Annotated in this window: 25 protein-coding genes; 14 read left to right on the top strand and 11 right to left on the bottom strand. The window is 63.6% G+C overall.

What is annotated here, in order from left to right; translation table 11 throughout:
- Nucleotides 1-32: 32 nt before the first annotated feature.
- The 6 genes from ACFI9K_RS00125 to ACFI9K_RS00100 all read left to right on the top strand — a co-directional run bounded on the left by ACFI9K_RS00125 (nt 33) and on the right by ACFI9K_RS00100 (nt 5,130).
- Nucleotides 33-1,055 carry a LacI family DNA-binding transcriptional regulator gene (locus ACFI9K_RS00125; RefSeq protein ID WP_462661647.1) on the top strand — a complete coding sequence of 341 codons (1,023 nt, stop codon included), beginning with the start codon at nt 33-35 and terminating at the stop codon, nt 1,053-1,055.
- Nucleotides 1,056-1,063: 8 nt separating this feature from the next.
- On the top strand, nt 1,064-2,086 hold the full coding sequence (gene fbaA, locus ACFI9K_RS00120; protein ID WP_462661646.1) for a class II fructose-bisphosphate aldolase: 1,023 nt from the start codon (nt 1,064-1,066) through the stop codon (nt 2,084-2,086).
- A gap of 95 nt (nt 2,087-2,181) precedes the next feature.
- Nucleotides 2,182-2,589: a YciI family protein gene (locus ACFI9K_RS00115; RefSeq protein ID WP_462661645.1), complete on the top strand. Its 408-nt coding sequence runs from the start codon at nt 2,182-2,184 to the stop codon at nt 2,587-2,589.
- 10 nt (nt 2,590-2,599) lie between these two features.
- Nucleotides 2,600-3,748, top strand: coding sequence for an RNA polymerase sigma factor (locus ACFI9K_RS00110; protein WP_462661644.1), 1,149 nt, complete (start codon nt 2,600-2,602; stop codon nt 3,746-3,748).
- 101 nt (nt 3,749-3,849) lie between these two features.
- Complete coding sequence (locus ACFI9K_RS00105) at nt 3,850-4,854, top strand: alpha/beta hydrolase (protein ID WP_462661643.1); 1,005 nt, start codon at nt 3,850-3,852, stop codon at nt 4,852-4,854.
- A 60-nt stretch (nt 4,855-4,914) separates the two neighbouring features.
- Nucleotides 4,915-5,130, top strand: a complete 216-nt coding sequence (locus tag ACFI9K_RS00100; protein ID WP_462661642.1) for a hypervirulence associated TUDOR domain-containing protein — start codon at nt 4,915-4,917, stop codon at nt 5,128-5,130.
- 53 nt (nt 5,131-5,183) lie between these two features.
- Here the strand turns inward: ACFI9K_RS00100 and ACFI9K_RS00095 are convergent, their stop codons facing one another.
- On the bottom strand, nt 5,184-7,217 hold the full coding sequence (locus ACFI9K_RS00095; RefSeq protein WP_462662094.1) for a hypothetical protein: 2,034 nt from the start codon (nt 7,215-7,217) through the stop codon (nt 5,184-5,186).
- Nucleotides 7,218-7,258: 41 nt separating this feature from the next.
- Complete coding sequence (locus ACFI9K_RS00090) at nt 7,259-8,500, bottom strand: ATP-grasp domain-containing protein (RefSeq protein WP_462661641.1); 1,242 nt, start codon at nt 8,498-8,500, stop codon at nt 7,259-7,261.
- 236 nt (nt 8,501-8,736) lie between these two features.
- Here ACFI9K_RS00090 and ACFI9K_RS00085 point away from each other — a divergent pair, with 236 nt between their 5' ends.
- The 3 genes from ACFI9K_RS00085 to ACFI9K_RS00075 all read left to right on the top strand — a co-directional run bounded on the left by ACFI9K_RS00085 (nt 8,737) and on the right by ACFI9K_RS00075 (nt 10,699).
- A complete protein-coding gene (locus tag ACFI9K_RS00085) occupies nt 8,737-9,078 on the top strand; it encodes a GNAT family N-acetyltransferase (protein WP_462661640.1) in 342 nt (113 codons plus the stop codon).
- An 81-nt stretch (nt 9,079-9,159) separates the two neighbouring features.
- The gene (locus tag ACFI9K_RS00080; RefSeq protein WP_462661639.1) at nt 9,160-10,095 is read left to right on the top strand and encodes a pirin family protein; all 936 of its coding nucleotides are present in this window, start codon (nt 9,160-9,162) and stop codon (nt 10,093-10,095) included.
- 28 nt (nt 10,096-10,123) lie between these two features.
- A complete protein-coding gene (locus ACFI9K_RS00075) occupies nt 10,124-10,699 on the top strand; it encodes a hypothetical protein (protein ID WP_462661638.1) in 576 nt (191 codons plus the stop codon).
- Here the strand turns inward: ACFI9K_RS00075 and ACFI9K_RS00070 are convergent.
- Nucleotides 10,696-11,628, bottom strand: coding sequence for a DAPG hydrolase family protein (locus ACFI9K_RS00070; protein ID WP_462661637.1), 933 nt, complete (start codon nt 11,626-11,628; stop codon nt 10,696-10,698). The two genes, ACFI9K_RS00075 and ACFI9K_RS00070, sit on opposite strands and share 4 nt — an antisense overlap.
- Before the next feature lie 79 nt (nt 11,629-11,707).
- On the opposite strand from ACFI9K_RS00070, the gene ACFI9K_RS00065 reads away from it, so the two are divergent.
- The gene (locus ACFI9K_RS00065) at nt 11,708-12,322 is read left to right on the top strand and encodes a TetR/AcrR family transcriptional regulator (protein WP_462661636.1); all 615 of its coding nucleotides are present in this window, start codon (nt 11,708-11,710) and stop codon (nt 12,320-12,322) included.
- 15 nt (nt 12,323-12,337) lie between these two features.
- Here the strand turns inward: ACFI9K_RS00065 and ACFI9K_RS00060 are convergent, their stop codons facing one another.
- From ACFI9K_RS00060 to ACFI9K_RS00025, 8 genes are all read right to left on the bottom strand, one after another.
- Nucleotides 12,338-13,063 (bottom strand): YoaK family protein, encoded by a 726-nt coding sequence (locus ACFI9K_RS00060; protein WP_462661635.1) that lies wholly within the window; start codon nt 13,061-13,063, stop codon nt 12,338-12,340.
- A gap of 50 nt (nt 13,064-13,113) precedes the next feature.
- Nucleotides 13,114-13,866, bottom strand: coding sequence for a TauD/TfdA dioxygenase family protein (locus ACFI9K_RS00055; RefSeq protein WP_462661634.1), 753 nt, complete (start codon nt 13,864-13,866; stop codon nt 13,114-13,116).
- Nucleotides 13,863-14,885 carry a D-alanine--D-alanine ligase family protein gene (locus ACFI9K_RS00050; RefSeq protein ID WP_462661633.1) on the bottom strand — a complete coding sequence of 341 codons (1,023 nt, stop codon included), beginning with the start codon at nt 14,883-14,885 and terminating at the stop codon, nt 13,863-13,865. The genes ACFI9K_RS00055 and ACFI9K_RS00050 overlap by 4 nt, the downstream gene beginning before the upstream one ends.
- Entirely contained in the window at nt 14,885-16,171 is a 1,287-nt protein-coding gene (locus tag ACFI9K_RS00045) for an ATP-grasp domain-containing protein (protein ID WP_462661632.1), read from the bottom strand. The genes ACFI9K_RS00050 and ACFI9K_RS00045 overlap by 1 nt, the downstream gene beginning before the upstream one ends.
- Nucleotides 16,168-16,968: an O-methyltransferase gene (locus ACFI9K_RS00040; RefSeq protein WP_462661631.1), complete on the bottom strand. Its 801-nt coding sequence runs from the start codon at nt 16,966-16,968 to the stop codon at nt 16,168-16,170. Before ACFI9K_RS00040 ends, ACFI9K_RS00045 begins: the two co-directional genes overlap by 4 nt.
- Nucleotides 16,965-18,176, bottom strand: a complete 1,212-nt coding sequence (locus ACFI9K_RS00035) for a sedoheptulose 7-phosphate cyclase (protein WP_462661630.1) — start codon at nt 18,174-18,176, stop codon at nt 16,965-16,967. Before ACFI9K_RS00035 ends, ACFI9K_RS00040 begins: the two co-directional genes overlap by 4 nt.
- A gap of 24 nt (nt 18,177-18,200) precedes the next feature.
- A complete protein-coding gene (locus ACFI9K_RS00030) occupies nt 18,201-18,866 on the bottom strand; it encodes an HAD family hydrolase (RefSeq protein ID WP_462661629.1) in 666 nt (221 codons plus the stop codon).
- Nucleotides 18,867-18,978: 112 nt separating this feature from the next.
- Nucleotides 18,979-20,502, bottom strand: coding sequence for an adenylate/guanylate cyclase domain-containing protein (locus ACFI9K_RS00025; RefSeq protein WP_462661628.1), 1,524 nt, complete (start codon nt 20,500-20,502; stop codon nt 18,979-18,981).
- A 152-nt stretch (nt 20,503-20,654) separates the two neighbouring features.
- Here ACFI9K_RS00025 and ACFI9K_RS00020 point away from each other — a divergent pair, with 152 nt between their 5' ends.
- The 4 genes from ACFI9K_RS00020 to ACFI9K_RS00005 form a co-directional block, all read left to right on the top strand.
- Complete coding sequence (locus ACFI9K_RS00020) at nt 20,655-21,560, top strand: AurF N-oxygenase family protein (RefSeq protein ID WP_222092115.1); 906 nt, start codon at nt 20,655-20,657, stop codon at nt 21,558-21,560.
- Nucleotides 21,561-21,598: 38 nt separating this feature from the next.
- Nucleotides 21,599-23,095: an FAD-dependent oxidoreductase gene (locus ACFI9K_RS00015; protein ID WP_462661627.1), complete on the top strand. Its 1,497-nt coding sequence runs from the start codon at nt 21,599-21,601 to the stop codon at nt 23,093-23,095.
- 100 nt (nt 23,096-23,195) lie between these two features.
- On the top strand, nt 23,196-24,293 hold the full coding sequence (locus tag ACFI9K_RS00010; RefSeq protein WP_462661626.1) for a ferredoxin reductase: 1,098 nt from the start codon (nt 23,196-23,198) through the stop codon (nt 24,291-24,293).
- A gap of 24 nt (nt 24,294-24,317) precedes the next feature.
- A partial coding sequence (locus ACFI9K_RS00005; RefSeq protein ID WP_462661625.1) for a fatty acid desaturase family protein occupies nt 24,318-25,748 on the top strand: 1,431 nt, incomplete at its 3' end.

The following is a 25,748-nucleotide window of genomic DNA, read 5'->3' as shown; positions in this document are numbered from 1 at the left end:
TCCCGAGATGCGACAGTGCCGGGCCGACTGACATGGCCACGATGGACGATGTCGCTCGGATTGCAGGCGTGTCGGTGTCGACTGTCTCGCACGTTCTCAACGGCACCCGTAAGGTCAACCCGACCACCCGGCAACGCGTCGACGCGGCGATCGTCGAGATCGGCTACCGGCGCAACGTCGTGGCACGCTCGCTCGCCGCAGGCCGGACCAACACGGTCGGACTCTCGATTGCCGCGCTGACGAACCCCTACTTCGGCAGCCTGGTGCACGCCGTCGAGCAGCGGTTGTCCGAGGCGGGATACGTGCTCATTCTGGGTGATTCGCACGACGAGCCGGTGTCCGAGCGGAAAGTGACCGATTCGCTGTTGGATCGTCAGGTCGACGGCATGCTTCTCGCGCCTTCGGCAGGATCGGAGTCGTCGGCCATTCCCGAGATCGTGCGCAGTGGCACCCCGTTGGTGTTGATCGACCGCATGCTCGATCTACCCTGCGATCAGGTCGGCCCGGAGAACGACGCATCGGCCTACGACCTCACCGCCCATCTTCTCGATGCCGGGCATCGCCGCATTGCCATCGTCCGCGGCATCGAAGGGATCTCCTCCACGACAGAACGATTCGACGGTTACGCTCGTGCACTCGCCGATCGGGGCATCGAACTCGATCCTGGCCTGATCCTCGACGGTCGGTCGAACGTGGAGGTGGCCGAGGCTGCCGTGCGCGAGCTGATGTCGAGTCCGCACCGTCCGACGGCACTGGTGTCGATGAACAACTCGATGACCATCGGATCGCTGAAAGCAGTTCGTGGGCTGGGCTTGTCGATTCCTGCCGACCTTGCTTTCGTGTGTTACGACGACTTCGAGTGGTCGGATCTGTTCGAGCCTCGGTTGACGGCGGCCGCGCAGGACGTGCAGACGATCGGCCGAACGGCAGCCGACTTACTTCTCGGACGTATCGAGGGGAACGACGGCTCACGGCAGTCCATTCGCGTACCGACCGCCTTCAATCACCGTAATTCCTGCGGCTGCGCTGCAACGCCGACCACACCCGAAAGATAGGACCCGACATGCCGATTGCCAGTCCGGATCAGTACGCGGCCATGCTCGACCGTGCGAAGGAGAGCGGGTTCGCCTACCCGTCGATCAATGTCACCGGGTCGCAGACGCTCAACGCAGCACTGCAGGGCTTCGCCGAGGCGGAGAGCGACGGCATCATCCAGGTGTCCGTCGGCACCGCTCTCTACCTCTCCGGGAATTCTGTGCAGAACCGTGTTGCCGGTTCGAAGGCGCTCGCTCAGTACGCCCACGAAGTGGCGCAACACTATTCGATCTCGGTTGCGCTGCACACCGATCATTGCCCCGCCGAGAATCTGGACGACTGGGTGCGGCCGCTGCTGACCGACGCGATCGACCGACGTGGACGCGGACTGCCTCCGCTGTATCAATCGCACATGTGGGACGGTTCGGCGGTGCCGCTCGAGGAGAACCTGCGCGTTGCTCGAGAATTGCTGGATCTTTCGGTGCAGGCGAACACGATCCTCGAAATCGAGGTGGGTGTGATCGGCGGCGAGGAGGACGGGGTCTCGCACGAGATCAACGAACAGTTGTACTCCACCGTCGACGACGCCCGGGCCACGATCGCCGCGCTCGGCGCAGGGGAGCGCGGTCGGTACATGACCGCCCTGACCTTCGGTAACGTCCACGGCGTCTACAACCCGGAATCGGTACACCTACGGCCCGAGATTCTTGCCGAGATACAGGCCGTCGTCGGAGCCGAGACCGGCAAGAACAACCCGTTCGATCTGGTGTTCCACGGTGGATCGGGATCCAGCGCAGAGGACATCGCTGCTGCGGTGGCCAGCGGCGTGATCAAGATGAACATCGACACCGACACCCAGTACGCCTTCACCCGATCCATCGCGGGCCACATGCTGAGCAAGTACGACCAGGTGCTCAAGGTCGACGGCGAGTACGGCAACAAGAAGGCCTACGACCCCCGATCGTGGGGCAAGCCGGCCGAGACGGCGATGGCGGCGAGAGTGGTGGAGGCGACGCAGATGCTCGGTTCGGCAGGTCGCACGATGCGCTGAGAAAAAGTTTTCTCGAACATGTCGAAATTCTCGGACCGGCTACGTCCCAGGGTCGAATGCAGAAAGAATGGCTGCATCCGACGCGAGGAGACATCATGGCCAAGTACCTCATGCTCAAGCATTACCGCGGTGCCCCCGAGCCTGCCGGCTGGGTCCCGATGGACCGGTGGACCCCGGCCGAAGTGCACGACCATATCCAGTTCATGCGCGATTTCGCCGCCGAGCTCGAGAAGACCGGCGAGTTCGTCGACGCGCAGGGTCTGGCCCCCGAGGGAACGTGGGTGCGGTCGGACGGAGCCGGAAACCCGCCGGTCACCGACGGTCCGTTCGCGGAGACCAAGGACCTGATCGCAGGGTGGATGGTCATCGACGTCGAGTCCTACGATCGTGCGCTCGGGCTGGCCGGGCAACTCTCGGCCGCGCCCGGTGCAGGCGGTGAGCCCATCAACGAGTGGCTCGAACTGCGTCCGTTCATGGAGGCCCCCAACACGATCGAAGACTGAGAACGTCGACGTGGATCCCCACCTGCTGCGGGAGCTGACTCCCGCTGTGATCGGCGTCCTCGTCCACCGCGGAGCAGATTTCGCGGCGGCCGAGGACGCGGTCCAGGAGGCATTGGTGCAGGCGGCCTCGACGTGGGAAGGGGCGGGTGGCGCGCCGACGGACCCGAAGGGCTGGCTCGTCACCGTCGCCTGGCGAAAATTTCTCGATGCTCAACGCTCGGACAAGGCGCGTCGAGATCGGGAAGATCGACTGGCGGCCCAGCCGGAACCGGAGGGCGTGGGTGGCGTCGACGACACGCTGCAGTTGTTCTTCCTCTGCGCGCACCCGGCGTTGACACCCGCAGCAGCGGTAGCGCTGACGTTGCGGGCAGTGGGAGGACTGACGACGCGGCAGATTGCGCAGGCGTATCTGTTGCCGGAGAAGACCATGGCCCAGCGCATCAGCCGGGCCAAACGCGCAGTGCGGGACGTGCGATTCGACGAGCCCGGTGATCTCGCTACGGTCCGCAGGGTGCTGTACCTGGTGTTCAACGAGGGGTATACCGGCGACGTCGATCTGGCGGCCGAGGCGATTCGGTTGACGAGGCAGTTGACGGCACTGTCCGACGACGTCGAGACCGCTGGGTTGTTGGCGTTGATGATGTTGCACCACGCCCGGCGCGCGGCGAGAGAAGGCTCCGACGGCCGGCTGATTCCGTTGGCCGAACAGGATCGGTCGAAGTGGGACACCGCCTCGATAGCCAATGGGATCGGCATTCTGCAGGCGGCGATCGCTCGAGATCGGTTGGGCGAGTTCCAAATACAAGCCGCCATCGCCGCACTGCATGCCGATGCGCAACGCGTCGAGGACACGGATTGGGTTCAGATCGTCGAGTGGTACGACGAGTTGCTCGCGATCACCGACAGTCCCGTCGTACGGCTGAACAGGGCAGTTGCGGTGGGGGAGGCGGACGGCCCGGCCGCCGGACTGGCGGCGCTCGCAGCGGTCGATTCCGGCGTTCCCCGGTACCACGCGGTGGCCGCGCATCTGCATGAGAAGGCCGGCGATCTTCGGTTGGCGGCCGAGTTGTTCGTTCGCGCAGCGGAGTCGGCATCGTCGGTGGCCGAGAGACATCATCTGACACTGCGCGCCAGCCGAATTCGTACCTGGAGTCCGTAGCACCACCCAGAAACAGCGAACGGACCGGGCGGTTTTGTAATCGGATCGTTAGCGGTCGAAAGCGGAATCCGTGCGACCCTCGTATGGTGCTGATGTTGCCAATGGGACAGAAGAGAAAGAAGCGAACTCGATCCGCTGCGGTGGTGACGGCCGCGGTGCTGGCCTCGATGATGCTGACTGATCCGTCGGCCCAGGCCCTGCCGGGCAATTCGGGATCGGCCGACGCGGCCGCGGGAGCTGTCGGGATTCACCAGGTCTCTGCCACCCGCGCGGTGTTGAACGTGTTCTCCCCGTCGATGAATCGCGTCATATCCAACGAGATACTGCATTCGCCGGGAGTTGGGCCCGCCCCGAGCCTGATCCTGCTCAACGGCGCACTCGGTAACGAGGACGGTGTGGGGTGGCTCAACAACTCCGGCGTCGAACAGTTCTTTCTCGACAAGAACGTCACGGTCGTAGCGCCCATCGGCGGCCGGTTCAGTTTCTACACCGACTGGCAGACGCCCGATCCGGTACTGGGTAAGAACATGTGGCAGACGTACCTCACGCGCGAACTACCTGCCGCGGTCGACGCCGCCTACGGATCCAACGGTCGCCGCGGGGTGGCGGGACTGTCGATGAGTGGCGGCCCCGCACTCGACCTGGCCATCCAGGCCCCGGATGTGTTCGACGCGGCCGCGTCGTTCAGTGGATGCCCGGCGCCGTCCAATCCCTTTGCCACCGCTGGTATTTCGACGATGATCGCCGGCGGTCTCAACAACCCGTTCAACATGTGGGGGCTGCCGGGAAGCCAGGGCTGGCGCGATCACGATCCGTCCCTCAACGTCGAACGGCTGCGCGGAACGGCGGTCTACGTCAGCTCGTCTCGCGGACTTCCGGGGCCGGTGGACCGGATCCCCGAGGGTGCGATTCCGCCGTTCGGGGGAATGGCAGTGGAGGCGATGGTGAACTACTGCACCTCGATCTTCGTCGACGCGCTACGGCGAGCCGATGTACCGGCGACAGTATCCATGCGCGACGAAGGCGCACACACGTGGCCGTTGTTCGAGGATCAGCTGCGCGAGGCCTGGTTCACCACCTTGGCACCGGCTCTGGGAACCAGCTGATTGCACCGATACTTTCGCGGGTACCCGTCCGTCGACAGCACCGACGAAAGGACCGCGCACATGTCGAAGGATGATCTGCACAAGGGCGACAAGGTCGAATGGAAGACTCACGGAACCACGACCGAGGGAGAGGTGGTGGAGAAGATCACCTCCGAAACCGAAGCCGCCGGGAGAACCGTGAAGGCGTCGAAGGACGAGCCGCAATACCGGGTCGAGAGCGAGAAGTCGGGTAAGGACGCCGTGCACAAGCCGGAGTCACTCGACAAGAAGGACTGACGGCCGAAACTGCGCTGCGCCCCGATGTGCGAACTCGGGGCGCAGCGCACTGTTCAGGCTCGGTCGACCGAACGTTCTGCGCCCCAGCTTCGTTCGATGTAGCCGCGGATCCGCTCGATGTCCTCTGCCGGAATTCGTTCCGGCTCACCGTTTTCCAGCGGATCGGTGTGGAAGATGTACAGGCGTGAGGCGAACTGGTCGAACGGCAACGATCCTTCGCCTGCGCGTTCGCCGTTCCCCGCGGTTCCGACCACGACGCCGTCGCCCCAGTCCTGTCCGCTGTCGTTGTTCGGGTTGAAGAAGTAGACCCGCATGATTCCGTCGGGGTCGGTGGTCACGCGCAGAATCGTGATGGCATGCCACCCCACGTAGCGTGCAGCACTGTCGGTTACGGCCACGCCCGCGGGCTGCGGATGAATCAGTGGCTGGTGGCCGTTGTACTCGGGGTGGTACGCCGCGTAGAACTGCCGGACGAAGGCATCGAGATCGACGATGTTTCCGGTGGCGACGTCGACATCGATGTGGAACTCGCGCGCCGACCACCATCCGTGGAATTCGGGGTTGACCCAACGGTGCGGATCGCCGGGGCGATCGGCGCAGCGGCGGACCATCTCGGCGTAGATGCGATCGAGGTGCGGAACCAACAACAGCGACACCGGATCGAGGTCGGCAGGATCCGATGTGGCGACGCCGCCGACACTGTCGGTCGACGAAATCGACTGTCCCTCGAAGTGCATGACGATCTCTTCGTCGCGCGCGGCCCACACCACCATCTGCAACAGGTAGTCGGGATCGTTGTAGGCCCACATCGACAGAGCCCGCGCCGACTGACACGTCGGATTGTCCCCCTGGCCGACACCGAGAGGTTGGCCGAGCATCGACAACAACCCGCCCAGCAGACGAGATTGCGGTGCCGGGACCGGACCGAACGTGGTGTTCAGCTTGTCCTGCACTGCGGGAGCAAGTTTCAACGACATCTGCCGCCACAGTGATGGCACGATAGGCGGTTGATGCAGAATCCCGCGATCAAGTAACAACGCCAATCCGTAGAGGCACTGCGCTGTTTCGGGGAACACCGTTTCCTCGATGAGGCGATGGACCAACTCGGGATACCGGGTGAGGCAGGTGCGACCGGTATCGGACAGTCCGAGTGCCTCGGGGAGAACGTAGGAGTAGTGATCGACGAGATATTGCGTGAGCGTCGCGTGGTACGGCGAGACGAGCCCGGTGTCGTGCATCGCTCGTGCGAATCCGCGGGCCTCGAACTGCAGGGCCTCGACATCCATCGCTTCGAGTCGCGACCGATACACCTCGACGCCCGGATCTTCTCGGCACGCATCGGTGGTGCCGAACAGAGCCGTGATCAATCGATCGAGACCTTGCCCCGACGTACCGAGGTCGACGGTCGGGTCGTCGCGATAGATCGCGATCCGGGTGACCATCGCCTTGATGGTGTCCACCTGGATCGGGCGCTGGCGCAGGATTCGCCAGATCTCCTCGAGCAGCTCGTCGAGCACGCTGTCGTATCCGATCTGCTGGGCGACGTACCCGAACAGATCACGAATCAGATGTGCGGTGCGGCCCAGCCGTACTCGCTCCGACTCCGACGGCGGTGTGAACAGAACGTCGAGGTTGAGCGCCAACACCTGGGACAGGAAGCGCCGTGCGTCGTCGGCGGATACGGCCGGATGTTCGTACTCACCCGCGACGATGGCGATCATGCGCAGTTCGCTGGTCGCCTCGAGCGTCACGGTGTCGTCGTTGCCGCTCCGCAGGCTCGGCCCCACGAACGACGGCACGAGAATGTCCGGCTGGGCCCAGTCGGTGCCGGCGAACAACCCGGCATCCTCGAGCTGTGCGGCGCGCTCGCGAATGGCGTGACAGCCGCCGGGCTGCAACAGAATTCGATGCAGCGCGTCGAGAACTCGGCGCACCTTGGTGCTCTTGCTGAACTCGGGTGCCCCGGCCAACGCCTCGGTGGCGTGGTCGAGCTGGGCCAATCTCGACACCAGAGCCTTGTCGACCGAGGGCGTATCGACCGCAGCGTCGTCGACCGCAGCTTTGTCGACCGCTGCCGGATCGTTCATCGTCTGCGTCGTGGGTTCGTGGTCGTTACCGAGTTGCTGCTTCACACGTAGAAGTCCAGTTCTTCCTGATGCTTCAGCAAGTCACGCATGACATAGGGATCCTCGCCGAAGAAGTACAGCAGTCCCCAGTGGGTGCCGAATGCCGTTCTCTTGGTGACGGTTTCCTCGACCGGTGCCGACAGATCGTTGGTCTCGTAGTAATCGTGCCCGCTCGTCTCCTCCGGAATTTGGAGTTGGCTGACGACACGGCGTCGTGGATAGACACCGAAACATCCGGCGACACCGGTGGCATCGACGACCTCCTTCGGGAAGAAGGCGTCGATCTCCTCCTCGGTGGTCTTCGGGTCGAACGCCAATGCCAGGCCCTGGTAGGCGTTGAATCCGTAGGCTCGTTCGAGGAGCTCGAACACCTTGAAACCCGGTGGACGATAGGCCACTTCACCGAAGTACATTTCACCGTCGCTGGTGACGAAGTACTCGGGGTGAATGAATCCGAATTCGATGTCGAAGGTCTTGATCAGCTTCTCGATCTGCACCGTGATCTGCTCGCGGTACTTCTCGAGCTCTGGTGTCGCAGGAACGAACACCGAGTATCCGAGGGTGACGTACTCCGAGATGTTGAGAAACTTGATCTTGCCGTTGTGAATCCATGCTTCGACAGCGAACTCCCAGCCGTCGAGGTGCGATTCCATCAGCGCCGGAAATTCCTCGTCGGGAATGGAGTCGACCTCGTCGGGCGTACGAATGACGCGGTGGCCCAGGCAGCCGGCCTTGTCGAAGGCCTTGACGTGAATGGGGTCGTTGGGATCGCCGTCGAGCTTGAGAAGTGTCTGGTTGACACGCTTGAGGAATCGAATGACGTCCTCACGGTCGTGGGCTTCCTCGAAGATGCCCACGCGAATGCCGCCGAGCTGAGCGCGGCGCTTCATCAGGGACTTGTCGCGCAACAGCATTGCCTGACCGAACAGGCGTGGGTTGCCGAGCAACACCGAGTTGATGGCACCGGCCCACTCGACGGTCTCCTCGTAGAGCGGGATGGCGACATCTACGCCTTCGCTCTGCAATGTTTCTGCGATTTCGAGTGAGCGGTCGTTGAGTCGCTCGAAGTTCCACGGGAGGTACGGAATGTCGTGCTCGGTGCAGTACGCCTCGGCCCATTCCGGAGCGACGACGACGTAGCGACGATCGAACTTGTCCAGTGCTTCCACCGCGGCCAAACTCCACCCCAGCAGCGCCACGAAACCCTTGTTCGGGTCTTTCTCCAGCCTGTTTGGCTGAGCCATGAAGTTCCTTTCCCTTCGATGATTCTTCGGTCGAGGTCCTCCAAACAACCGTACAGAGGCGGTAGGCCACCATCTCGGCGGGTGTTGACCAGGGGCTACGCAGACTTTTGTGACACGTCCCAAATGCAGACCGAGACCAACGGAAACGGAAACAACAGCGGGCATCTGCTGTTGGATTGGGTTTCGGTGTATTCCTGGGCCGGCTGATGGGTGGCCCCGAACGGAGAGGACACAGTGTGACGGTCGACAAAACCGGTGCCGAGGTCGAGATCACGCAGCAGGCGGATCGGTTCACGGTCTCGGTCGAGGGCGCGCAGGTCGGGTTCACCGAGTTCGTCGACGACGAGGACGGGCGACGCATCTTCTTCCATACCGAGGTCGACGCGGCCTACGGAGGGCGTGGTCTGGCGACGATCCTCGTTCGACAGGCACTGGACGCCACTCGGTCCGACGGCAAGCGCATCGTTCCGATCTGCCCACTGGTCGAGGCGTTCGTGGGCAAGCACTCGGAATTCGACGACATCGTCGAGCAGCCCACCGACGAGATCCGGCAATGGCTGGCCGTACAGCAGGGATGACCGCGGGAATACCGTCGTACGCGGGTAGGTTGTCCCGGGTACAGTAGTTGCAGAGTCAACTACCTTGCCGAAAGGGAACTCATGCCTGCCGTGACTGTCGACAACATTCTCGCGTTGCCCCGCATCTCCGTGCCCGACGCCACCGCCGTACCGCGGCCGGTGCGGTCCGTCACGACCGCGCCGACGGGATACGAGGGCGAAGGCTTTCCTGTTCGTCGCGCATTCGCCGGGCTGGATATGGCGTCCCTCGACCCGTTCATCCACATGGATCAGATGGGCGAAGTGAACTACGCGCCCGGTGAGCCCAAGGGCACGCCGTGGCATCCGCACCGCGGATTCGAGACCGTCACCTACATGATCGACGGCATCATGGAGCACAAGGATTCTCACGGCGGTGGCGGCGTCATCAGCGGCGGCGACACGCAGTGGATGACGGCCGGCGGGGGCATCCTGCACATCGAGGCTCCGCCGGAGCATCTGGTGCTCTCCGGCGGGCTTTTCCACGGTGTTCAGCTGTGGGTCAATCTGCCGCGCGTGAACAAGATGGCACACCCGCGCTACCAGGACATCACCGGCAGCAAAGTGGCGCTGGCGTCGAGTCCCGACGGCGGCGCATTGGTGCGCGTCATTGCCGGTGAAATCGCAGGCCTGCAGGGCCCGGGTTCCACGTACACCCCGATTGCGCTCTCGCACAGCACGATTGCTCCGGGTGCTGAGCTGATGCTCCCGTGGAACCGGGACTTCAACGCTCTGGTCTATGTTCTCGCGGGCGAGGGCACCGTCGGCGCGGAGAAGCGCCCGATCCGAATGGGGCAGACGGCATTGTTCGGTCGAGGCGACACGATCGAGATGACCGCATCGGCGGCCGGGGAGTCGTTGGAGGTATTCGTCCTGGGTGGACAACCGATTCGGGAACCGGTTGCGATGGCCGGTCCGTTCGTGATGAACACCAAGTCCGAAGTAATGCAGGCATTCGAGGACTACCAGGCCGGCCGGCTCGGCGTTCCTGTCGAATGATCACCGCGGGCGTGCAACCATTCGGAGCGTGATCGATTCCGAGCCCCGCAGTCGCCACAGCCGGCTCTATCGCCGGCTGGTCACCCGTGCGGGCGGTCCGCTGCCGCCCGCACGGGCGGCGACAAGGCTTTCCGCCTACGTGTACGGCAACATCCTCGTCCTCGCCGCGGTCGCCGCGTCCACTCCAGGTTCCATCGAGCACGGAACTGCTGCGGTCCTGGTACTGGCCACGGCAGGAACGACATTTCTGGCCCACGTGTTCGCAGATTTTGTCGCCGGTAGTCAGATTCCGGAGGCGCACGCGGATGCGACGCAGGCGCAGCGAAAATTCAAGGCTCTGGAGGAACTGCGCGACGCCCTTCCGATTCTCAGTTCCGGCATCGTTCCAGCGCTGATGTTGGTGCTCGGCTGGCTGTCGGTATTGCCGGCGCAGTGGGCGGAGTTCCTCGCCGGCGGGGTCATCGTGGTCCGCATCGCCACGATTCCGGTCGTTACCCAACGAGTTCGCGGCAACAGGTTGACCTTTCGGGCTGTTCTGGCGGGCCTGGCCACCGCTGCCGTGGCTGCAGCGATCGTGCTGGCCAAGGTCTTTCTGGGGCACTAGCTCCCGAACTCGTCGTACAACTCCGGCAGGAAGCCCGCCAGGTGGTTCATCTCCTGCCCGCAGTGCATCAGAAGATCGCGCGCGAGATCGAGCCCCAGCACCAGATCCGTCGGGTCCACCGAAGCTCCGCGTCGGACGGCGCACGCTGCCTGCTTCACGTCCGACAGGTGCAGGCCGCGTAGGTTGAGGTGGAAGCGACTGCGCATCTCGGCACCGCCGTCGACGGGACGAATCTGGTGGGCCAGCCAGCCCAGATCCACGGGGGCGATGGAGCTCCCGACGCGCCCGAAGACGATCGTCTGATCCGGCGGAACCTCGAAACCGTGTGCCAGAGGATCGCGGAAGCCGATGCCCAGCTGCTGCAACTTCGGCCCGACGTACTCGTCCACGAACGACGTGTTGCCGATGTACTTGGCCCTGTCCGGAATGTCGAGTGCCGTTCGGTCTTCGGCGATGGCTGCGTACAGGTGCGCATCGGGGTGCCACAACTTGTAACGGGCGGCTTCCGAAGAGTGCCAACCGAACCACCAGTCCACCATCGCTGCCGTCACCCGGGGCATCACGGTGCGGACCGCCACGAAGGTCGTACCGTCGGCCCGCTGCCCGAATCCGGTTTCTACCTCGGAGTACCCGGTGGGGGCGAGATCGGTTGTGATGGAGTCGAATCCGGGTGTCGAGTCGGGCGAGAGCGGGGGGCTCGAATAGGCCTCGGCCACCACGGCCGGTGCCGGAGCGGTTCGCTCTGCCATGTAATGGGCGTACGGCCGATCGCGATCGCTGTCCCGATACCCCTCGTATCGATCACCGCATTCGTTCACAGACCCCACCGTAGGTGCCGCAGCCGCCTTCGCTGCAGTTCCGAGGACGGTTGCGGCCGTCGCGGCCACGGCACCCAGAACGACCTGCCGCCGTGTCGGTTTGCGGTTCATCTTTCCCCGTTCTCAACTTTTGTTGAGATTAAGTCGTCAGCTCACGGCATGTCAACAGCCGGGCAGTAGACTGCCCGGTATGAGTCCTGCTACTCCCAAGGACGACGCATCGAGAGTGCGGCGGCGCGACGAGATCGCGACAGCGGCCATCGAAGTGCTCGCCACCAAAGGCTTTCGCGGGCTCACGCACCGAGCGGTGGACGAAGCAGCGGGACTCGGCCCGGGCTCGGTGAACTATCACGCACCCACCCGAAGCCGACTGCTGCACTTGGCGCTCGGGCAGTTGTTCGCCCGTGATTTCGAGACCGCAGGGGCTACGTTCGGCAGTCTGGTCGATGTCAAACCTTTGACCGTGGACATCGTGGTGAGCCGGATCGTCGACTTCATCCACGCGATGACGACCGGCGACGCAGCCAAGCGGGTGATTGCCCGGGCCATCATGCTCGGAGAGGCTCAGCACGATCGTGAGGTGCGCGAGTTGTTCGAAACTCAGCGCGGTGCCTTCGTCGGCTACACGCAGTGGATCGTCGCCTCGTTGGACTCCGAGGACCCGCAGGCGGACGCCGAGACGCTGGTGGTGATGATCGAAGGTTTGATCCAACGCCAGGTGCTCATCGGCGCGCGCCTGCCCCGGTCGTTGGTGGAGCAGATGCTCCGCACGATCGTCGGATCGTCACCGTTGATAGCGGACTAGCGGCCCGACGTCTTCTCAGCCCAGCAGCGAGTTACGTTCGGTGTGGGTGAAGGTGAAGATCGTGGCACCGAAGCTGATCATCGCCGTGAGCAGTAGTACCTGCGGTCCGGTGATGACGACGCCGATGATCGCGCCGACCACCCCACCCAGTGCGAACGATCCGAGAAGTGCTGTGTAGGTGAGCCAGTCGTAGTGCGTGCCGCCGCCGAACAGATGCCGCTCGATACCTTGACCGAGTTTGACCAAGGTACCGGTGACGTAACTGAGCGGGATGTACGTCTCTTCCTTCTTGGTGAATGCGGTGTTGAGTGCGCCGAGAGCGAAGGCCACCAACAGAATTGGGTAGAAATTGACGTTCGCGGACGACCAACCGGAGATCGCGATGTCGATGGTCCCCGCGGCAGCGAGTGCGATGGTGGTCAGCACGGTCGCTCCGTGCGGATGGTTCGACCAGTAACGTCGTCGGCAGATCGACGAGATGACGACGCCGGCGAGAAACGCCCCCATCAGCGCCAACGCCGCCCACGGTGAAGCGCCCGGTGCAACCTCTTTGCCCTCCGGGTGGCCGAAGTGACCGACGACCGCACGTTCGGTGTTACCGGTCATGAAGGTCACGAAATAGCCGGCGGAGTGCAAGAACGCCACTGCGCCCACCATCCCCGCGAGTCCGGACAGGATCCAGGACAATCGAGCTTCGGCACCGACGGCTGTTTCGCGGCTGATCGACAGGGGGGAGGTCATGACACGATTGTCCGGGCGTCAGGCGAACCGGCAACTCTTTGAGTCGTTGGTCACATAACGGACGCGTTGTCAGCATTCGCGACCATTCCGCGGTGCATCACCCTGTTTCCGACGACCCCGCTGTGGTCGGCCCGATGCATCACACATCGGTTGTCCCACATCACCAGATCGCCTGGAGCCCAAGCATGATTCACCACGTTGTCCGGGTGTGTGGAGTGCTCGAAAAGGTACCGAATGGTCTCGCGTGCGTCCTCGAAGTTCATTCCACTGATCGCGACGCATCGGGCGGGCGCCGAGAGTGCCAGGGCGGTTCGGCCGGACACCGGATGTACCGCGAACAACGGATGCTCGGCAGAAGAATCGGTGTCCGACGCCACCCCGGTCACCCGATGGGTCACCGTGCGTCCTGCCAGATTCTCTTTCATGGCCGCAGGCAGCGTGTCGTACGCCGCGTACTGGTCGCTGAACTGGGTGCTGCCGCCGGCCGTCGGTACGCACACGGCACGTAATGCCGTGTATGCGGGCGGATTCGGTACGTACGTGGTGTCCACGTGGAACGTCGACTTCGGCGGAGTGGTGCGGCCGACGTTGCTGACGACGTTCAGGTCGGGAAAGCCTGGGACCGGAGTCTCACCCTCGGTGAACATCATGTCGCCGAACCGACGCAGAAACGCCAGGAACCGTTCGTCGTCCACGGGTTGTTCTCGCAGGACCAGTACGCCGTATTCGGCCAGCTGCGTTCGCAATTCGTCGACCGAAACCGAATCCAGGTCCAGACCGCGAATTTCCGTTCCCAACGTCATGTTGCCAACTCCTTCACCGACAGTTCCTCGAGCGTGTGCGCAAACAAGCGGTCGATCGTGGTGTCTGCTGCCGCGGCCATCACCGCAATCACACTCGAGGGCGAATACGAGCAGTACAGACCGGCCTCGAGAAACCACGGCTTCCCGTTCGGGTCGATGCGAAAATCGAACAATCCGTAGTGCCGGCAGCCGAGCGACCTGTAGCACGACCGCGCTGCCTCCCAGACCTTTTCGGTGACCGGATCCGAGGTGTCGACTATCCACGCCTTGGTCTGCTGCTTTGCGACCAGGAAGAGGTCCCCGTCGGGGGTCCGATTCAATTTGTCGGCACTCGTCCGCACGGAGTCGACGGCGTACTCCTCCAGGGGTAGGCACACCAGCTCCCCGCCCACCGCGATGATCCCGCACCGAACCTCGCGTCCGAGCGGGATATACGATTCCACCAGTGCCGCAGGCGAATACGTCAGCGCTTCGTCGATTGCTGATGTCAACGAGTCTTCGTGCTCGACGAGCGTAACTCCCATCGAGTTGTCCGAGTCGACGGGCTTGACGACCACCGGATATTCGACATCGACGGTCCTGCTGCTGCGCACCACCACTCCGGCCGGGACGGCGACTCCGGCCGCGGCGACGACGGCACGAGCCAGAGACTTGTCGGCGGTCATGGCCATGACGGCCGCTGTATTACCCACGTACGGCACATTCATCAGATCGAACAGGCTTCGGTAGGTCGTCATGCCGGGTAGGCAGAACATCTGCGGCACCATGACGTCGAAGTGCCACGCCGACATGACTTCCACTGCCTGCGCCAAGGACATCTGCTGCGCCGCAGCGACACTGGCGGTATCGATGCCGTCCGGGAAGCTCCACGTCCCGCCAGGGGAGACGAACGCCACCTCGAGCCGGTAGGAGGGATCGTTCCGGAAGGCGCTCAGAAAGCCCTCTGCGTACACCCGCGACAGATCGCAGTGGAATTCGTCCACCGGGGATCCGACGAGTACCAGGACCGACAGTGTCATCAGTCGCCTCCGTTCTCCACGAGCTTGCCGATGTTGAAATCGATGCGAGACCAACCACGGCGCGCGGCGAGATTGCGCAGCAGCAGCGATGGGATCTGCAGGTGATGCACCAGCAGGTACGGCAGTGGATCCCACCCCGTGAGGATGGCGTCCTTGCCTCGGAAGATACTGCGGAGCCGGTACATTCGGTTGCCTTCGGTGATCAGACGCCATACTTCGTGGTAGATCCAGTATGTCGGCCGGGCCGTCGGACGCGGCACGATCATCGGGTGATCGTCGTCGAGGTACGCGGCAGCGAGGTCGGGGTGGTCGTAGAACATCGTGATGGCCGAGTGGGTGCGCGGGTTGCACTCGATGGCGTAGATCTGGCCGTCGGCGGCGGACTCGATGAAATCGAACGACAGTTGCCCGGTGGTGTCGAGCGAGGAGACGAAGGTCTGCACCCAGCTCAGGATGTCGGGCTTGTCCACCATCTCGTAATTGACCTGGAAGGCCGACGACACGCAGCAGCCGTACACCTGCAGTCGACCCTCGCGCACCGTGCCGTGCGTGCAGTACTCCTGGCCGGCAATGAACTCCTGCAGAATCCACGGGTCGTTCTCGGTGATGTGCAGGCTCCGAGCGAAAGCCGAGTTGCGCTCGGGCGTGTGCGCCGTCAACCGCGTCAGATCCATTCGGCCGACAGGGTTGTACGAGATTCGCTTGAGGATGTACTCACGACCGGGCGCGAACTCGAACTCGTCGATCTGGGCTGGGTCGGTGATGCGTCGGAAGTCGGGAACACGGAGTCCCAACGACGCTGCATGCTCGGAGAATCGGGACTTGTCGTCCACCATTCGTACGACGTCCGCGCTGCCGTGAATCACCTCGCAGTGTGCGCCCAGCAGTGCACGTGCGTCCGCGTCGTGAATGCTCGCCGCCGGGCTCGCCACGGGAACGAAGACGTCGACTCCCTCGCGGACAACGATGTCCAGCAACGCCTGCGCGTACCCAGGATCTCCCGGATCGGGAATGCACTGGAAACGGTCGACAGCGCGGGAGAACCGGTGGCCGGTCCAGCGATACTTCGCCGACTCCACCAGGATCACTCGATGGCCGGCGAGATGGAACGACCGTGCGAGTTGCAAGGCCTTGGTCATCTTTCCGCCGCTGATCAGAATCGTTTTGGGTGATCGGGTGCGATGAACGGCGGGCCTGGCACCGCGCAACGCGGCCACCCCCACGGCCGCGAGATCCGCGGGGAGGGTGACCGCAAGTCCGGCCAGTGCTGCGACGGTGCGGATCATGCGCGCCGGATCAGCGTCACGCCGTCGCGCAGAGGGATCAGAACCTGTTGCACACGACGGTCGTTGGCTACGTAGTCGTTGAATTCGGCGATGGCCCGGCCGTTCTCACTCGGCTGCGCAGCGTAGGGCTGGCCTTGCAACAGGGTGTTGTCGACGGCTATGACGGCACCATCGGAGAGCAGATCACTGTCCAGCAGATACTCCACGTACCCGCGATATCCAGTCTTGTCGGCGTCGATGAATACGAGGTCGAACGTGCCGTCGAGTCGGTGCAGAGTGTCGAGTGCAGGCCCGACGTGCACCGTGATGGCAGATCCCGCAGTCGATTCCGCGAAGCAGGACTGTGCGAACTCGGCCACGTACGGGTCCACCTCGCAGGCGACGACCTCGCCGCCCGCGGGGAGTGCCTCGGCCATCGCCAGGGCCGAATATCCGGTGAACATACCGATCTCGAGCACCCGCGTCGCACGGGTCATGTGGACGAGGAACGCCAGGAAGCGTCCCTCCACATGGCCGGACAGCATTTCCATCTCCAGGGGCCCGGAACCGGAGACCACGTCGCGTGATCTCCAGTCCGCAGAGCGGGTCCGCGACGCCAACGTGGCCAGCGCCGCGGATTCGGAGGTGGTGCAGGTGTCGAGGTACGGGTCGAGTCCCGCGGCGAGATCGCGGGCCCGATGAACACGGGTCGTCAGCTCGTCGGCCACCCCGGCGTCGGCGTCGAGCAGCGCAGCTATCTCGCTCAGCTCACGCGCCAGGATGGTCGTCGGGGTGACCGGTCGCGGTTCTACCGTCACTGCGCCGGTGCAGTGAACATGTCGAGGCCCTCGCCGGCGCGGGGAAAGTCGAGGCAGATCTTCTTGTGCAGGGTCAGCACATCCGCCAGCTCGTTCGCGTCGAGATCGTTGAGGAAGCGGCACGTACCGATCGGGTCGGGTACGGCAGCGCGCAGAATACCGTCACGAGTCTTGAGGATCGATGCCGTTGCCTCGGAGAGCAATTCGGGTGTGAGGTACGGGCTGTCGAGGGCCAATCCGATACTGCTCATGACACCCAGCACGCGGTCCCGATCGGCGGTGGACAAATGGCCGCGCTGTTCGGCGACGGTCGTCGACAATGCCATGTCGATATTGATCGCGTGGCCGTGGAAGAACGGAGCGGGCGGGGTCAACTCGAGTGTCGGGCTCCAGGTGTGGCCGAAGGCGATGACACGATCGAGATCGATCTCGTGCAGATTGGGGGCCTCGAGCTCGAGCATCGTCGCGATGGCCGAGTACGTCAATCGATCTGCTACCGAGCGCAACTCGGGTGTTCCGTCGAGGTGACCGAACCGAGTGCGCAGCAACTCCGGGCCGTACTGCTCGAGCAACTCGAAGATCTCGAGGTTTCCGACGACGGAAATCTTGATCAGCTCCGCCATTCCGTTACGCACCTGATCCTCGGGCAGGGTGCCGAGGAACGAGAAGTCGAGCAGCACCTTCTGCGAAGCGTGGTACGCGCCGAGGCGGTTCTTGTGCTTGCCGTAGTTGACGGCGACCTTGATCGACACGCTTGCGTCGATCAAGCCGATCAACGTCGTGGGAATGCGGATGTACGGGGTGTTCCGTCGGTAGCTGGCACATGCGAAACCTGCTACGTCCGTGGTCAATCCGCCGCCGACCACCAGGACCGGCTCGGTACGGACCAGGCCGAAGGCGTCGAACTCGCCGACGATTCGCTCGAAGGTCTCGAGCGACTTCGCGGTTTCTCTGATCTGTACCGGGACCACCGTCAGCGCGATGTCGTGATGATCGAAGTACGCGCGGATCCGGTCTCCGTAGATCTCGTGAACCGACTCGTCGACGACCATCAGCGCGCGCCCATACGGACGGTAACTATCGGCCAACTCGGTGTTCTCGAGTGCGAAAACGCCGTCGACATAGATCAAGTCGTATTCGATACGCTCGTATCCCTCGACGCGAAAAGACCTGTCCCCGGCAACGACCTGGGCCTGAAGATTGCTCACAATTACTCCTGGGTGGATGAAGGGTCAGGCTGAGATCAGAGCGCGGACGCGCTCGGGATCGAGTGCGTCGACGGTGTCGGTGGCCGAGGCGAAGTCGGTGCCTGCAGTGTTCTCGTTCGGGAATGCGACGCACGTGATGCCGGCGGCCGTTGCCGCCTGTACGCCACCGGCGTTGTCCTCGATGGCCACACTGTCGGATGCGCTCTCGCCCAACGTTTTCAGCGCGAATTCGTACGAAGCGGGGTCGGGCTTGCCCGAGTCGACCGAGGACGCGTCGACGATGACGTCGAACGAATCGGCGGTGAGCTCCGGGCTCAGGGCAGCCAGCAACGCATCGATGTTCTCGCGTGAGGTGGTGGTCACGAAGCCGACCTTGACACCGTTCGCCTTGGCGGAGTCGATCGTATCGGCCACGCCGGGACGCGTTTTCACATCGGATTCGCCGATCAAACGCTGGAAGATCTCCGACTTGGTGGCATGTACCGCTGCGGCGTCGACGTCGGTGCCGGTTGTGGATGCATATTCGCTGATCCGGTCGGCACCACCGTTCGATCCGAGCATGGACCGGTAGTCCTCGCGAGACCAGTTCCAGTCGAGATCGTGGGCTGCGAAGGCCTCGTTGAACGAGCGGCGTTGCAGTTCGGACGTGTCGACGAGTGTGCTGATCGAGCCGAACAGAATTGCGGACATGAATGCCTTTCGGGCGAGACTGTGTACCAGTCGATGTCTCGCGCATGCGCGATGGGTGAGTTGGTTCGGGGGGTATGCCCCATCGGCACCGAACGGGAAACCTTCGAATTTTCTAGGGCGCGGCCGATTGTCGGCGGGGAAGAACCGGGGCGGCCAGAACAGTCGGCGCGGATCGTCCGCGAAGCGTCACCGAGCCACCGGTGCGCCAGTGCTCCCTTTCGTCCTCGGCTGCATGATCGAGCACGATCGACGACGTGAGCACGTCGGTGTCCGGGTCGTCCTTGGCGAGATCGGTGAGCCGGGCCGCCTGGTTCACGGTGTCGCCGATGACGGTGTACTCGAACCGGGACTCCGCTCCTATGTTGCCTGCGATGACCGGCCCGTACGTCACTCCGATACCGATTTCGAAGCCGCCGTCGGAGGCGAGGGCGACGGCCAGAGTGCGGGCCGTACGAAGTGCTGCCGTGGCGGGATCGGGGTGATCGACCGGGGCACCGAAGATCAGCAGTGCGGCGTCACCCTCGAACTTGTTGACGAAGCCGCCGTGTCGTTCGCCGTATTCCACCACCACCGCGAAGAACCGGTTGAGAAGATCGACCACCGCCTCCGCCGATTCTCGCTCGGCCATGGCCGTCGAACCCACCAGGTCGATGAACAGCACGGCGACCGTCCGGTTCTCGCCGCCGAGGCGGGGAGCGCTTGCCAGTGCCCGCTGCGCCACGTCGTGGCCCACGTGTCTGCCGAACAAGGAACGCAGTCGCTCGCGCTCGTCGAGACCGACCACCATCTTGTTGAACCCGTTCTGCAACCGGCCGATCTCGGAAGCGTCGTAGACGTCGACGCGGGTGTCCGTTGCCCCGGCTTCGACGCGTTGCATGGCAGAACTGACCTGCTGTAGCGGATCCGATACCGAGCGTCCGACCAGAAACATGCCGCCGAAGCCGACGACCAAGGCGATCGCCGACAGCGACACCATGGCGGGAGACAGGTCGACCTCGGGTGGGATGACGGTGTCGATCAGTCTGCCGAGCCCGATGAGACCGAGGCCCAGGACGGGGATGGCGGTGCTCAGTACCCAGATGAGGACGACGCGCAGCTTCACACCGAGCGCGACCGTGTCGGTGACCTCGCTGACGTCCATCACCGCTGCGGTGATCGGCCGAAGCGTTCGTTCGGCGACCAGATAACCCAACGAGCAGGTCGCCAAGCCGCCGAAGCTGACGGCGATGGCCACGATGATCGTCAACGCTGCGCCGGCAGAAGCGTTGACGCCTACGAACACCGCGACCCCGACGGCCCACAGCAGGACGTGCACGAGGAGCTGCCGGAGGGGGAGCCGGACGACGGCGATCGCGGTGGCGTCCGAGGGGACGCCGCCCTGGTGCAGCCACTGCACGAGTGGCATTGCCACGCGGAAACCGAGGGCTGTTCCGAGTCCGAGTGCAACGGGGACGTAGACGAAGAACGCTATGTAGTTGCGGTCGGACAGGATCTCCTCGGAGCCGACCGGCAACGGCAGTATGAAGCGTGCCAACACGAACACGATGACCGCCCCGATGGCGTTGGCCGACACCATGCCCGCCGCGTAGAGCCGCATCGGGGTGCGGTCGAGGGCGGACCGTATTGCTGCGATCACCGGTGACGCTCCCTTCTGTAATCGCTCGAACACTAGGGGCCGGAGGAAAGATCGGAAGAGATTTCGCGCGAATGACTATCTGTGTACGTAAGTACCTGGTAATCTCCGTAACAGTTAATCACTCCTGTTCGACGATGAAAGGAACGACGGCGATGACCAGCACACTCTCCAGGAACGACGTTCTCGAGCCCGAGGATGTTTCGGCGCGTTTGCTCGACTCTGCCGCCCAGTTGTCGTACGACCCGGCCGAGGAGGTCGACTGGGAAGCCGATCTCGATCCCTCCCTCTACGGCCTCAACCCGGAGTGGAGCACGCTCTACGGCACGAAGCTGTGGGACGAGATGAGCGAGGAGCAGCGCATCACGCTCACTCGCCACGAGGTCTGCTCGATCATGAGCACCGGAATCTGGTTCGAGATGATTCTGCAGCAGATGGTGCTGCGCGATCAGTACTGCAAGGACTCGTCCAACTCGGACTTCCAATTCGCGCTCACCGAGATCGCCGACGAATGCCGGCACTCGATCATGTTCGCTCGTGCCTGCCAGAAGATGGGCATCAAGGCCTACCTGCCGCGCCGGTCGAGCATCGAACTCGGCCGCGGATTCAAGGCCCTGGCCTCCGCGGAGGTCGCCTACGGCGGCATCCTCGTCGCCGAAGAGGTTCTCGACGTCATGCAACGCGATTGGATGCGCGGCGAGAACGTACTTCCGCTCGTACGCACCACCAGCAAGATTCACGTCGTCGAGGAATCGCGGCACATGACGTTCGCACGCGCTCAGATGCGTGAAGAGATCGCCCAGAAGAGTCCGGCTCGTCGGAAGAGCAGCGCGCTCGTCGTCGCGATCGCTGCCCGACTGATCGTCTCCAACATGGTGAACAAGGAGGTCTATGCAGCGGCAGGCCTCGATGTCGACCGCGCGGTGAAGGAAGCGAAGAACAACGCCCACCACCACACGATGATGCGCACCTCCAGTGAGCACCTGATGGCGTTTCTTCTCGACTGCGGTTTGATCACCAAGCCGGCCGAGATGATCTACCGTCGTCTGCACATGCTCTGACCACTCTTTTCGAGGCCGTGAAGGACATTCGATAACCCATGCCGTTCGCGATCACGCAGAATTGTTGCAACGACGCATCCTGCCTGTCGGTCTGCCCGGTCAACTGCATTCACCCGACACCCGACGAGCCGGACTTCGGTAAGACCGAGTTGCTCTACATCGATCCGCGCTCGTGCATCGACTGCGGGGCGTGCGCGGACGCGTGCCCGGTGGACGCGATCACTCGGGTGTCCCGCCTGACGCCGGACCAGCAGATCTACGCCGACATCAACGCCGACTACTACCGCGACAAGCCGGCGGTAGCCGAGTGGGGTGCACCGCGCTTTCCCACGTCCACGATCAACGAGCTGCCGCCCGTCGACGTGGCGATCGTGGGCACCGGTCCGGCGGCCTGTTACACCGCGCAGGCCCTGCTGCGCGTTCCCGGAACCAGGATCACGTTCTTCGACCGACTGCCGACGGCCGGCGGTCTGGCGCGGTACGGCGTCGCCCCCGATCACGTCGGTACCCGACGCATCAGCGAGCACTTCCGCGGCATCTTCGCGCATCCTCGGGTGACGATGAAGCTCGGTGTCGAGGTCGGCAAGGACGTCGATCACGTGGAGTTGGCTCGAAAGTTCGATTCCGTCGTCTACGCCGTCGGTGCCGACAAGGACCGAGCGCTGGACATCCCCGGAATCGACCTCGACAATTCCGTCAGCGCGCGCACCCTGGTGGGCTGGTACACCGGGCATCCCGATGTTCCCGCCGATGCCATCACCCTCGCCGGCGTCGATCGAGTGACCATCATCGGCAACGGCAACGTCGCGCTGGATGCGGCTCGCATCCTCACGGCCGATCCAGACTCGCTTGACGGTACCGAGATCGCCCCGCATGCACTGGCCGAACTACGTCGACACCGCGTCACCGAAGTCGTCGTTCTCGCCCGTCGTGGCCCCGAGTTCGCGGCCTTCACTCGCTCCGAGTGCAAGGCGCTGGTCGATCGCCCGGACGTCGATGTCGTGGTGGCAGGACCGGACGGAATCGTCGACGCCATCGATCGGCTGCCGCTGTCGGCGTCGGCGTCGGCTCTGGCGGGGGCCGAGCGAGTGGACCTGGGCTCACCTGGGGATCGGCCCCGCATCGTCTTCGCTTTCGGGCGGGCACCGACCGCAGTGCACGGCAGCGCCTCTGTGCAGTCCATCGAGGTGGGCGTCGGTGAGCATGCCGTCGAGCTGTCGACCCAGTTGGTTCTGCTCGCGATCGGCTATCGCGGAACACCGTCGCCCGGCATTCCGTTCGACGACATCACCGGCACGATCCGCAACGACGGCGGCCGAATCACCGCGGCCGACGGAACTCCGGTCCCGGGCTGCTACGTGGTCGGATGGGCCAAACGCGGTGCGACGGGCGGTATCGGCGACAACAAGATCGACGCCGAGGAAACGGCGGAGGCGTTGTTGGCGGACGTACCGACTCGTGGTGCCTCTCGGCCGCTCGGGTGGTACGGAAAAGTCAGTGCCGCCCTGGGTGACAGGGTTTCCAGAACCCGCTGACCGGTCGGTATTTCGGGGTTCTGTTCACCTTGTGTAGCAGTCTCATTCGAGTCTGACCGATTCGGACGCGCAGCAGGCCGCACAAGGGTTACCGTTGAGTATGGCTGAACGGGGGGCCAAGCCCCAGGTTTCTTTTGTAAGACGGACGATGCTGCGCGCAGTCCGATCATTGTTCAATCCGCTCCGGCCTGACGACTACCTGTCGATGATCAATCCGCTGTGGACCACTCGCGAACTTCGGGGGAAGGTCGAGCGAGTGGTTCCGGAGGGGTCGGAAGCGGTGTCGGTGTACATCCGTCCCGGTTTCGAGTGGCAGGGACACACGCCGGGTCAGTACGTGCGGCTCGGCGTGCTCATCGACGGTCGCTACCACTGGCGAGCGTATTCGCTCACGTCCGATCCCGACCCCGTCGACGGACTGGTCAGTGTCAGCCCCAAGCTGGTGCCGTCGGGCACGGTGTCGCCGTATCTGGTGGGTGACATCAGAACCGGCGACATCGTCCGGCTCAGCGAGGTGGAAGGCGAGTTCACGCTGCCGAGTCCGGTCCCGGAGAAGATGGTCTTCATCAGCGCCGGCAGTGGCATCACGCCGATCATCAGCATGTTGCGCGCACTCGATCACCACGACCAGGTGACCGATGTCGTCGTCGTGCACTCGGTGCACGACCGTGAACAGTTGATGTTCGCGGACACGCTCGAAAAATTGGAATCCCAGCACGACGGGCTGACGGTGAAGCTCCGCATCACCAGTGACGAAGGCCGAATGAAAGCGTCCGAACTGGACGAATTGGTCCCGGATTGGCGTGAACGTGAAGCATTCTGCTCCGGCCCGGGCGAACATCTCGACGATCTGCGCTCGTTCTGGAAAGACCAGGGTGAGTCGGATCGCTTCCATTACGAGAGTTTTCAGCCGGTCATCGGTGGCGGAGACGACGCCGGCGAGGGCGGTACCGTTCGCTTCATCAACAGCAAGAAGGACGTCGAATGCGAGGGCGGCACAACGATTCTCGCCGCCGGCGAGGAAGCCGGCCTGAATCTGACGTACGGCTGCCGTATCGGCATCTGCCACACCTGCGTAGGTACCCTGAAGAAGGGGCGTTTACGTGACCTACGTAACGGGGATATCTCCGAACCTACGGGGCAAGCGGTTCGGATCTGTGTCAACACTGCTGAGGGCGACATCGAAATCGAACTCTGATCTTCACATCGAACAGGGGAATGTATGTCTATCGACGAAACCACCAGGCGCGGCACCGACACCGATGGGCCGGTGAACCCGCTGGCGCACCTGAGCGAAGAGACAATCGCCGAACTCGCCAAGGAGTTCGACGCCATCCACGACGAGGTGTACTCCAGTCTCGGTGACAAGGACCGCAAGTACATCACTTCGGTGATCGCGGCACAGCGTCAGCTGCTGGTCGCCGGTCGCGTGCTGTTGCTCGGCTCCACCAGCAAGCCGGCGTGGCTGGCCGGTACCGCATGCCTCGGGATCGCGAAGATCCTCGAGAACATGGAGATCGGCCACAACGTCATGCACGGCCAGTGGGACTGGATGAACGATCCGGAGATCCACTCGTCGGTATGGGACTGGGACACCGCGTCCACCGCCAACTCGTGGAAGCACTCGCACAACTACGTGCACCACACGTACACGAACATTCGCGGCAAGGACAAAGATCTCGGCTACGAGATCATGCGAATCGATCCGCGGCAGAAGTGGCACCCCGCGTACCTGGCTCAGCCGTTCTACAACGTGCTGCTGATGGCGTTCTTCGAGTGGGGTGTCGCCCTGCACGATCTCGATCTCGAGGCGCTGCGCCGTGGTGAGAAGAGCACCAAGGAACTCGTCGAGGATCTCAAGGGCATCGGCGTCAAAGCACGCAAGCAGTTCGTCAAGGACTACGTGGGCTGGCCGCTGATCAGTGCCGGGGCCTTCGCGCTGGCGCAGCTCGCGTCGGGTGGTCGTCTGCCCGAGAGCAAGAGGTCTCGCTTAGCGTCCAAGCTGCGGGGATCCGCGCGTTTCGGCAAGAACCGCCGGACAGCCGCTCTGTTGGACAGTCGCCTCAGCGGCGTCGAGAGCACGTTCCTCTCGACGGTGGCGGCGAACTTCACTGCCAACATCATTCGCAACGTCTGGTCCAATGCGATCATCTTCTGCGGTCACTTCCCGGACCAGGCCTACACCTTCAGCCAGGAAGAGGTCGAGAACGAGACTCGCGGCGGCTGGTACGTCCGTCAGCTCGTCGGTGCCGCCAACATCGACGGCGGGCCGCTGTTCCACCTGATGAGCGGAAACCTGAGCTACCAGGTGGAACACCACCTGTACCCGGACATGCCCAGCACGCGGTACTCCGATGTCGCGCCCAAGATCAAGGACATCTGCGAGCGGTACCAGCTGCCGTACAACACCGGACCGTTTTTCCAGCAATGGGGCATGGTTCAGCGGACCATTGCGCGCTTGGCCTTCCCCGGCGGCAAGGTTCGGCCGAAGCCGGGCCCCTACCGTCCCGAGGAAGGATGGCGTCGTAAGTTCAGCGACGGTGCCACCAACGACAGTGAAGCAGCCAAGACTCGTGGTCGCGTGCCTGCCGGTCACCCGGCAGCAGGCCCGGAGCATAATTTCGGTGGCGTCGACGTCCAGCCGCCGCCCCGT

Source organism: Rhodococcus sp. PSi06 (assembly GCF_054960675.1).
The sequence above is the reverse complement of the archived record's forward strand: the minus strand, read 5'-3'. Positions and strand labels throughout refer to the sequence as shown.

Excerpts from the sequence above, each read along its gene's own strand:
- ACFI9K_RS00125 (WP_462661647.1), top strand. The coding sequence starts at position 33 with ATGGCCACGATGGACGATGTCGCTCGGATTGCAGGCGTGTCGGTGTCG.
- fbaA (WP_462661646.1), top strand. The coding sequence starts at position 1,064 with ATGCCGATTGCCAGTCCGGATCAGTACGCGGCCATGCTCGACCGTGCG.
- ACFI9K_RS00115 (WP_462661645.1), top strand. The coding sequence starts at position 2,182 with ATGGCCAAGTACCTCATGCTCAAGCATTACCGCGGTGCCCCCGAGCCT.
- ACFI9K_RS00105 (WP_462661643.1), top strand. The coding sequence starts at position 3,850 with ATGGGACAGAAGAGAAAGAAGCGAACTCGATCCGCTGCGGTGGTGACG.
- ACFI9K_RS00100 (WP_462661642.1), top strand. The coding sequence starts at position 4,915 with ATGTCGAAGGATGATCTGCACAAGGGCGACAAGGTCGAATGGAAGACT.
- ACFI9K_RS00095 (WP_462662094.1), bottom strand. The coding sequence starts at position 7,217 with ATGAACGATCCGGCAGCGGTCGACAAAGCTGCGGTCGACGACGCTGCG.
- ACFI9K_RS00090 (WP_462661641.1), bottom strand. The coding sequence starts at position 8,500 with ATGGCTCAGCCAAACAGGCTGGAGAAAGACCCGAACAAGGGTTTCGTG.
- ACFI9K_RS00080 (WP_462661639.1), top strand. The coding sequence starts at position 9,160 with ATGCCTGCCGTGACTGTCGACAACATTCTCGCGTTGCCCCGCATCTCC.
- ACFI9K_RS00070 (WP_462661637.1), bottom strand. The coding sequence starts at position 11,628 with ATGAACCGCAAACCGACACGGCGGCAGGTCGTTCTGGGTGCCGTGGCC.
- ACFI9K_RS00065 (WP_462661636.1), top strand. The coding sequence starts at position 11,708 with ATGAGTCCTGCTACTCCCAAGGACGACGCATCGAGAGTGCGGCGGCGC.
- ACFI9K_RS00060 (WP_462661635.1), bottom strand. The coding sequence starts at position 13,063 with ATGACCTCCCCCCTGTCGATCAGCCGCGAAACAGCCGTCGGTGCCGAA.
- ACFI9K_RS00055 (WP_462661634.1), bottom strand. The coding sequence starts at position 13,866 with ATGACGTTGGGAACGGAAATTCGCGGTCTGGACCTGGATTCGGTTTCG.
- ACFI9K_RS00050 (WP_462661633.1), bottom strand. The coding sequence starts at position 14,885 with ATGACACTGTCGGTCCTGGTACTCGTCGGATCCCCGGTGGACGAATTC.
- ACFI9K_RS00045 (WP_462661632.1), bottom strand. The coding sequence starts at position 16,171 with ATGATCCGCACCGTCGCAGCACTGGCCGGACTTGCGGTCACCCTCCCC.
- ACFI9K_RS00030 (WP_462661629.1), bottom strand. The coding sequence starts at position 18,866 with ATGTCCGCAATTCTGTTCGGCTCGATCAGCACACTCGTCGACACGTCC.
- ACFI9K_RS00020 (WP_222092115.1), top strand. The coding sequence starts at position 20,655 with ATGACCAGCACACTCTCCAGGAACGACGTTCTCGAGCCCGAGGATGTT.
- ACFI9K_RS00015 (WP_462661627.1), top strand. The coding sequence starts at position 21,599 with ATGCCGTTCGCGATCACGCAGAATTGTTGCAACGACGCATCCTGCCTG.
- ACFI9K_RS00010 (WP_462661626.1), top strand. The coding sequence starts at position 23,196 with ATGGCTGAACGGGGGGCCAAGCCCCAGGTTTCTTTTGTAAGACGGACG.